Genomic DNA, 7118 nt, shown 5'->3' with positions numbered 1-7118 from the left:
ATCTACGGAAGCGGTTACTACGGGCGCACTACAGTGTTTCATGCAGGCCAGTGCGGCTGCAATGTCCATCCAGTACATCAAACGGCCGCCCATCAGGTTCCCGAAAGTATTGGTATCATTCGGTAAAACCAGTTCGGTCATCTGTATCAGCGAGTCTTGAGCTCTCTTTGGCGTTAAAGTCATCTTTTATGTATTTCGGACGCAAATTTACTGTTTATATATTTATAGTGGTGTAGGCATTTCCGGGACACGGAGCGCCGGATAAAGGTTTTTAATAAATAATTTCCTGTACTTGAAAATTCTTTAAAACGCCCTGTAGATAAGTGATGAGAGCTGAAGATATTCTCTCAAAAATTAACAAACAAATAAAGCGATTGCGTAAAAAACTTGGGAGCGAAGCAAATTTGTGTAACTTTGCATGACCTTCGGAAGTTGTTTACTTGATCGGTTTTACACCAAATGCAGTCCGGCACTTCCCCGTTTATAGGTCAAGTATTCTTAGCTGAATTTTAGTTTTTATGGCAAAATATATCTTCGTTACAGGAGGTGTTACATCTTCTTTGGGTAAAGGAATTATAGCTGCTTCACTTGCAAAATTATTGCAGGCACGCGGCTTTAGAGTGACTATTCAGAAATTTGATCCATATATCAATGTGGATCCGGGTACGTTAAACCCTTATGAACATGGTGAATGTTATGTAACGGAGGATGGCGCAGAAACCGATCTGGATCTTGGGCACTATGAGCGTTTCCTGAATACGCCTACGTCCCAGGCCAATAATGTTACTACCGGCCGTATTTATCAGACAGTAATCAACAAGGAAAGAGAAGGTGCTTACCTCGGTAAAACCGTACAGGTAATCCCTCACATTACAGACGAAATTAAACGTCGTATTCTCCTGTTGGGCAAAGATGGTAAATTCGATATCGTGATAACTGAACTCGGTGGTACCGTGGGTGATATCGAATCACTCCCTTACATTGAGGCAGTTCGTCAGTTACAATGGGAACTGGGAGAAGAAGATTGCCTGGTAGTACATCTCACGCTCATTCCGTACCTGCGTGCGGCAAAAGAGCTGAAAACCAAACCTACGCAACACTCTGTACGCCTGTTGAGCGAATACGGTGTACATCCGGATATTATCGTTTGCCGTACAGAAGAACCACTGTACCGCGATCTGAAAAAGAAAATCGCGCTCTTCTGTAATGTACAGGTAGATGCGGTGATTGAAGCCAATGACGTACCTACTATTTACGAAGTACCCCTGGAAATGATGCGCGAGAAACTGGACGTTTCTGTGCTGAAAAGATTAGGATTACCAGTAGAAAAAGAACCGGAACTCATCAAATGGCGCGAATTCCTGGATAAACTGAAATATCCGAAATCCAAAGTAACCATTGGTCTGATCGGTAAATATGTAGAATTACAGGATGCTTACAAATCCATCCTGGAATCCTTTATTCATGCCGGTTCCCTGAATGAATGCAAGGTAATTGTACAAAACATCCACTCTGAGCACCTGACACCTGAAAATGTATGCGAAAAACTGAAAAACCTCGATGGTCTCCTGGTAGCCCCAGGCTTCGGTCACCGCGGTATTGAAGGTAAAATCGTGGCTATTCAGTATGCCCGCGAAAATCAGCTGCCTTTCTTTGGTATCTGTTTGGGTATGCAGATGAGTGTGGTGGAATACGCACGTAATGTACTCGGCTGGAAAGATGCTCACTCCGTAGAAATGAACCCAGATACCGCTCACCCGGTGATCAACCTCATGGAAGAGCAGAAGAAAGTAACCGCTAAAGGTGGCACCATGCGTTTGGGCGCTTATAGCTGTGAACTCACACCAGGCACCAAAGCAGAAGAAATCTACGGCAAAACAACCATCAGCGAAAGACATCGTCATCGCTATGAGTTCAATAACGATTTCCTTAAAGATTTTGAAGAAGCAGGACTGGTACTCTCCGGTAAAAACCCGGAAAGTGGCCTCGTTGAAATTATAGAGCTGCCAACACACCCATTCTTCGTAGGGGTTCAATTCCACCCGGAACTGAAAAGCACCGTGGAAAGCCCTGCACCGGTATTCGTATCCTTTATCAAAGCTGCCAAGCAATATGCTGAAAGCAAGAATGGTAAAGCGAAACTGGAAGAATCGATAGCGAAGTAACGTGTGTGGTTTTTTGTCTTTCCCAGGATTATACTGATTTAGATGATTTCCCGGATTATATTTTGATAAAAAGGATTGGGGAAGATGAAAGCGATATCCGCTTTTATCTTCCCCAATCTTTTTAAATCTTACAAAATCATAAAAACAAAAATCCGGAAAATCATCTAAATCAGTATAATCCTGGGAAAGACAAAAAATAGCGCTGATTATCAGCTACATACACATTTTCTTTACTTATTTATTATTTTAACCGCAATTAACAGGGGTTTCACCTAAAAAGCATGGTCAATTCATAAAATCATGCTTACCTTTGCTGCCTAAATTTTAATTGCATTTCATGGATAGAAATTCGGTCATTGGGTTTTTACTGTTGGGCGTTTTGTTGGTAGGATACATATTCTTCAATCAGAAACAACAGGCAGGAGCCGCAAGGGAAAAAGCCAGGCAAGATTCCATAGCAGAACTTAACAAGCCTAAAACTACTCCGGTTACAGATACAGCCAGTCTTGCTGCTGTTGCCAACGGTGGACAGCTGGATTCAGCACATCAGGCACTGTTGAGTGGAGAGTTTGGTACTTTTGCCGCTGCCGCCACCGGCAATGTGCAAAACACCATATTGGAAAATGATGTGGTGAAAATCACCTTTTCCAATAAAGGAGGTCAACCAGCATCTGTACAACTGAAACAATACAAAACGTACGACGGTGCTCCATTAATGCTGCTGCAAAGCTCGTTCGACCGCTTATCAGTGGAAGTACCAGCCAGCTTAACCAAAGTACTGAATAGTGCTGACCTGTTCTTCATCGCCGGACAACCACAGGAACTGGCAGGTGGCGTAAAGTCTATCGCTTACCGCCTCAATACCAGCAACCCGGCTTCTTACCTCGAATTCGTTTACGCCCTTAAACCAGGCAGCTATGTGGTAGATTATACCATTCATGCGGTTGGTTTCCAGGGACTGCTCCCTGGCAATCAGAACTATCTGAACCTGCAGTGGAATGCACAGGACGAAAAACAGGAACATGACATGCAGAACGAGCGCCTGAATAACCAGGTGCACTACATGCTGGAAAATGATAAGCACGATTACTTCACCCTGAACCGTACCAGTCATGAAAAACTGGAAAACAAAATCAAATGGGTGAGCGTAAAACAACAGTTCTTTAATACTACCCTGATTGCTAAAGGTGCGCTTTTCAATAACGCGGATGTAAATACCAAAGTACCGGAAAGCCCGAATATCGTTGGTCAAACATTTACCACGATACAGATTCCGTATAGCCGTGCTAATGATTTCTCTTTCCCAATAGAAATTTATTATGGTCCTAACCACTATAAAACACTGAAATCATTTGATATTGGCCTGCAGAAAATCATTCCGCTGGGTACTGGTATCTTCGCTTTCGTGAAGTATGTAAACATCTTTATCATTATCCCGGTGTTTAACTTCCTGAGTGGATTTATTGGCAACTATGGTATCATCATTATCCTGCTTACCCTCTTCATTCGCTTGCTGATAGCTCCTTTCACTTACCAGAGCTACGTATCACAAGCTAAAATGAAAGTGCTGAAACCAGAAATTGATGCCCTGAAAGCTAAATTTGGTGATGATCAGCAAGGTTTTGGTGTTGAACAAATGAAACTGTTCAAGAGCGCCGGTGTAAACCCGCTGGGCGGATGTTTACCAGCCTTACTGCAGCTGCCTATCCTGGTAGCGATGTATAGCTTCTTCCCGTCATCCATTGAGCTGCGTCAGGAAAGCTTCCTGTGGGCAAAGGATTTGTCTACTTACGACTCTATCCTGAACCTGCCGTTCGACATTCCTTTCTACGGTGGTCACGTGAGCTTGTTCACCATCCTCATGACGATTACCAGTTTGATCCTGGCTTTCTACAACCGTGGAATGACCGATCAGAGCAACCCGGTAATGAAGTACATGCCTTATGTAATGCCGATCATGTTACTTGGTATCTTCAACCGCCTGGCTGCGGCACTGACCTTCTATTACTTCCTGTCCAACGTGATCAGTATCCTGTTGCAGTTTGTTATTCAGAAGTTTATCATTAACCATGATAAAATCCACGCGCAGATCCAGGAAAATAAGAAGAAGCCAAAGAGTAAGTCCAAATGGCAGGAGAAACTGGAAGAAGTGCAGAAGCGCCAGCAGGAAGTACAACAAAAGAAAAAATAGGATTAGTTTAAAATAGAAGCTGAAAGCAGAAAGCAAAAAGCTATTATGGAGGAGATTTACAGGAATAATATCCGCTTACACATCCTCCATAATAGCTTTTTGCTTTCTGCTTTCAGCTTTCAGCTCAAAAGAAGGATATGAAGAGTTGGTTATTATTAGTATGCGCCGCAGGTATCAGCACCAGCGCACTCGCACAGGATACGATTCCTGATGCCGCCCGGATTCAGGGCATCGTAAATTATCTGGCCTCCGATAAGCTGAAAGGCAGGGGCACGGCAGAAAAAGGAGGCATGAAGGCCAGTCGCTATGTGGCGAAACAGTTTAAAAAACTGGGCCTGCAAACTGTGAATGACGGCAGCTATTTCCAGGATTTTACCTTCGATAAAAAAGCACATACAAATATTCCCAGCCGCAATGTAATTGGCTTCCTGGATAACGGGGCCGCACGTACGATTATCATTGGCGCTCACTATGATCACCTGGGCACCGCTGCTTTATTTGATGGTAAATACCCGATCGGACAAATTCATAACGGGGCAGATGATAATGCTTCCGGAGTAGCTGGTTTACTGGAATTGGCGCGCCACTACGTAAAAAATAAGGGTAAGGAACCGTTTAATTTTCTTTTCATTGCTTTTGGGGGAGAAGAACTGGGCTTACAGGGTTCTAAGTATTATACTGCCCATCCGCTCATGCCTTTGAACAATATGCATTTTATGCTCAATATGGATATGATTGGCCGTTATAATCCGGAAAGAGGCATTGGTATTGGAGGCTACGGCAGTGCGGAAGAATGGCCGGCTGTTTTCAAAGATGTGAAGCAACCAGGTATTAAATTCTTTACAGATGCTGCCGGCAAAGGCGCATCGGATCATCATAATTTTTATGTAAATGGTGTTCCGGTGATGTTTTTCCATACCGGTGGGCACGACGACTATCACAAACCTACAGATGATGCACCTAAGTTACAGGCCAAATCAGAGGCCAGCGTGCTGCAACTGGAAATACAGCTGATTGATCGTGCAATGGCTTTCCCGGTATTACATTATGTAGGGGAGAAGAGCTAGGCAACGAGTTCCACCTCATATACAGGACTAAAAAGATACCATCTGTTAGACGCTACCTCTTCACAGCGGTAGCGTTTTCTTATTTTTTCTCCCCGCCGGAATACACGCCCGTCTTTGGTTTTAAACAATCCGTTGAGTGGTACCTGCTCTACGAAAAAGTGATTTTCTTTCTGTTTATCATACTTCTTCAGCACCCGCATGAGGTTTTCATCTGCACAGGAGCTGGCAGCCGGGTTCGTCATGCTCTGACGCACGGCCATTTCCACATCCGGTGGCAGCAGGCTTTTACCTACAAATCCATGCAGGATATAAGTGAACTCCTGTTTCCATTCCCTCCCATGTGAGGCTACACGGTTGGCGTATTTGTTAAAGGTGGTCAGATGTGCAATTTCATGCAGCAGTGTAAGCAAAAAGGCGTATTTATTCAGGGAGCCATTGATACTGATCCGGTGCCCTTTACCCTGCCCATCCGGGTGACGGTAGTCGCCAAGTATGCTGGACCGTTCACGGGAAACGGTCAGATGAACCTTGTAGGTGGTTAGAAAATCCATGACCTGTCCGAAGGTACCTTCGGGTAAGTAGGACGCTAAAGCATTCAGGGGCGCCTCTTTTTTCAAATAGATTATTTTTTTAGCTTCGTCAGCCGGAAAAGGCTGAGTGTTTCAAATACAGTATATACCAGGTACAGGAACAACAGCATGAAAATAGTCAACTTGCTCACATTGGGCTTATAAATAAGCACATAGGTAGCAATACCTATTACACAAAGAAAGAGTTTCGTAAGGGTGGAACCGTAAACAGCCCGGATAAAAGCATTGTGATTGGAGGAAGCGAGTCCCTGGCGGCCCATCAGGTAAGACACCAGGGAAATAATTGCCATAATCAGGTTACCAGCCATCAGCACATTCACATGTGTGCCTAGGTCCAGCAACCTGGGTTTGAATATGATCAGAAGTCCGTTAATAATTCCAAAAACTGCGAATAACCGTATAAAAAATCTATCACTCATGCCGTCGGGTGTCTTTTATAATTTGCCACAAAAGTATGGCTAATGCAATTAAAGAAAAAATGATAAGGAATACAGGGAACCGCCAGCCGATCCGCTGGTCGAGTTTATAACCTGCAAACACACCCAAACCTAAGGTAGCCATCATCTGAAAGGCTAATCCGGCGTAGCGTAATAAAGGATTACGATTATTATTCTGCTTCCTGGAGGACGGATTTTCCATGTTTCTGATTATCTGCCGGCTGCTGATCGTCCATGTAGCAACGGCCATTGAACTTAGCAGAAGGCTCCATTTCAAAATGAGCGGTGTAAACATCGCCTTTTACCAATGCATTGCCTTTTAAGAACAATAATTCTTCCACCTTGATAATACCGGTTACTTTACCCAGGATATCTGCGCTCTGGCATACCAGGTCACCAACAATTTCACCCTCAGGACCTACCACTATCTTCGCTTTGGTAGATACCAGTCCATTTACCTGGCCATCAATTCTGATGTCGCCTTCACAAACAATATCACCCTGGATACTAGTGCCATTGCCAATAATGTTAACAGTGGATGTAGGTAACATGGATTTGCTGTCACCTTTCGATTTCTGATTGCTATTAAACATAGGGAGTTAGGTTTTTCAAGTTTATTGATGTAATATAAATAAAATATTAAATATTTGTTCTTTATGCATTTAGAT

8 protein-coding genes are annotated in these 7118 nt (G+C 43.6%); 3 read left to right on the top strand and 5 right to left on the bottom strand.

Annotation, left to right across the window (positions count from 1 at the left end):
• Positions 1–183 (bottom strand): acyl-CoA thioesterase (locus VIP81_RS20680; protein ID WP_331965638.1); only part of this gene is annotated, 183 nt, incomplete at its 3' end.
• Positions 184–518: 335 nt separating this feature from the next.
• Between VIP81_RS20680 and VIP81_RS20675 the strand changes: the two genes are divergently transcribed.
• The 3 genes from VIP81_RS20675 to VIP81_RS20665 all read left to right on the top strand — a co-directional run bounded on the left by VIP81_RS20675 (position 519) and on the right by VIP81_RS20665 (position 5423).
• Positions 519–2165, top strand: coding sequence for a CTP synthase (locus VIP81_RS20675; protein WP_331965635.1), 1647 nt, complete (start codon positions 519–521; stop codon positions 2163–2165).
• Between the two features lie 337 nt (positions 2166–2502).
• Positions 2503–4356: a membrane protein insertase YidC gene (gene yidC, locus VIP81_RS20670; protein ID WP_331965632.1), complete on the top strand. Its 1854-nt coding sequence runs from the start codon at positions 2503–2505 to the stop codon at positions 4354–4356.
• 137 nt (positions 4357–4493) lie between these two features.
• Positions 4494–5423 carry a M20/M25/M40 family metallo-hydrolase gene (locus tag VIP81_RS20665; RefSeq protein ID WP_331965629.1) on the top strand — a complete coding sequence of 310 codons (930 nt, stop codon included), beginning with the start codon at positions 4494–4496 and terminating at the stop codon, positions 5421–5423.
• Here the strand turns inward: VIP81_RS20665 and VIP81_RS20660 are convergent.
• From VIP81_RS20660 to VIP81_RS20650, 4 genes are read right to left on the bottom strand one after another with little or no spacing between them, the layout of a single operon-like run.
• The gene (locus tag VIP81_RS20660) at positions 5420–6040 is read right to left on the bottom strand and encodes a SprT-like domain-containing protein (protein WP_331965626.1); all 621 of its coding nucleotides are present in this window, start codon (positions 6038–6040) and stop codon (positions 5420–5422) included. The two genes, VIP81_RS20665 and VIP81_RS20660, sit on opposite strands and share 4 nt — an antisense overlap.
• A 5-nt stretch (positions 6041–6045) precedes the next feature.
• Positions 6046–6432 (bottom strand): hypothetical protein, encoded by a 387-nt coding sequence (locus VIP81_RS20655; protein WP_331965623.1) that lies wholly within the window; start codon positions 6430–6432, stop codon positions 6046–6048.
• Entirely contained in the window at positions 6425–6652 is a 228-nt protein-coding gene (locus VIP81_RS33800; RefSeq protein ID WP_414649357.1) for an AtpZ/AtpI family protein, read from the bottom strand. Before VIP81_RS33800 ends, VIP81_RS20655 begins: the two co-directional genes overlap by 8 nt.
• Positions 6621–7043 (bottom strand): polymer-forming cytoskeletal protein, encoded by a 423-nt coding sequence (locus tag VIP81_RS20650; RefSeq protein WP_331965620.1) that lies wholly within the window; start codon positions 7041–7043, stop codon positions 6621–6623. The genes VIP81_RS33800 and VIP81_RS20650 overlap by 32 nt, the downstream gene beginning before the upstream one ends.
• Positions 7044–7118: the final 75 nt, after the last annotated feature.

Source organism: Chitinophaga sp. (genome assembly GCF_036566945.1).
Classification (GTDB): domain Bacteria; phylum Bacteroidota; class Bacteroidia; order Chitinophagales; family Chitinophagaceae; genus Chitinophaga.
Note: the sequence above shows the minus strand (reverse complement) of the source record. Positions and strands in the feature narration are given on the sequence as shown.

What these genes read in the sequence shown, in the direction of transcription:
- VIP81_RS20650 (WP_331965620.1), bottom strand. Translation starts at nt 7,043, where the DNA reads ATGTTTAATAGCAATCAGAAATCGAAAGGTGACAGCAAATCCATGTTA.
- VIP81_RS33800 (WP_414649357.1), bottom strand. Translation starts at nt 6,652, where the DNA reads ATGGAAAATCCGTCCTCCAGGAAGCAGAATAATAATCGTAATCCTTTA.
- VIP81_RS20675 (WP_331965635.1), top strand. Translation starts at nt 519, where the DNA reads ATGGCAAAATATATCTTCGTTACAGGAGGTGTTACATCTTCTTTGGGT.
- VIP81_RS20665 (WP_331965629.1), top strand. Translation starts at nt 4,494, where the DNA reads ATGAAGAGTTGGTTATTATTAGTATGCGCCGCAGGTATCAGCACCAGC.
- yidC (WP_331965632.1), top strand. Translation starts at nt 2,503, where the DNA reads ATGGATAGAAATTCGGTCATTGGGTTTTTACTGTTGGGCGTTTTGTTG.
- VIP81_RS20655 (WP_331965623.1), bottom strand. Translation starts at nt 6,432, where the DNA reads ATGAGTGATAGATTTTTTATACGGTTATTCGCAGTTTTTGGAATTATT.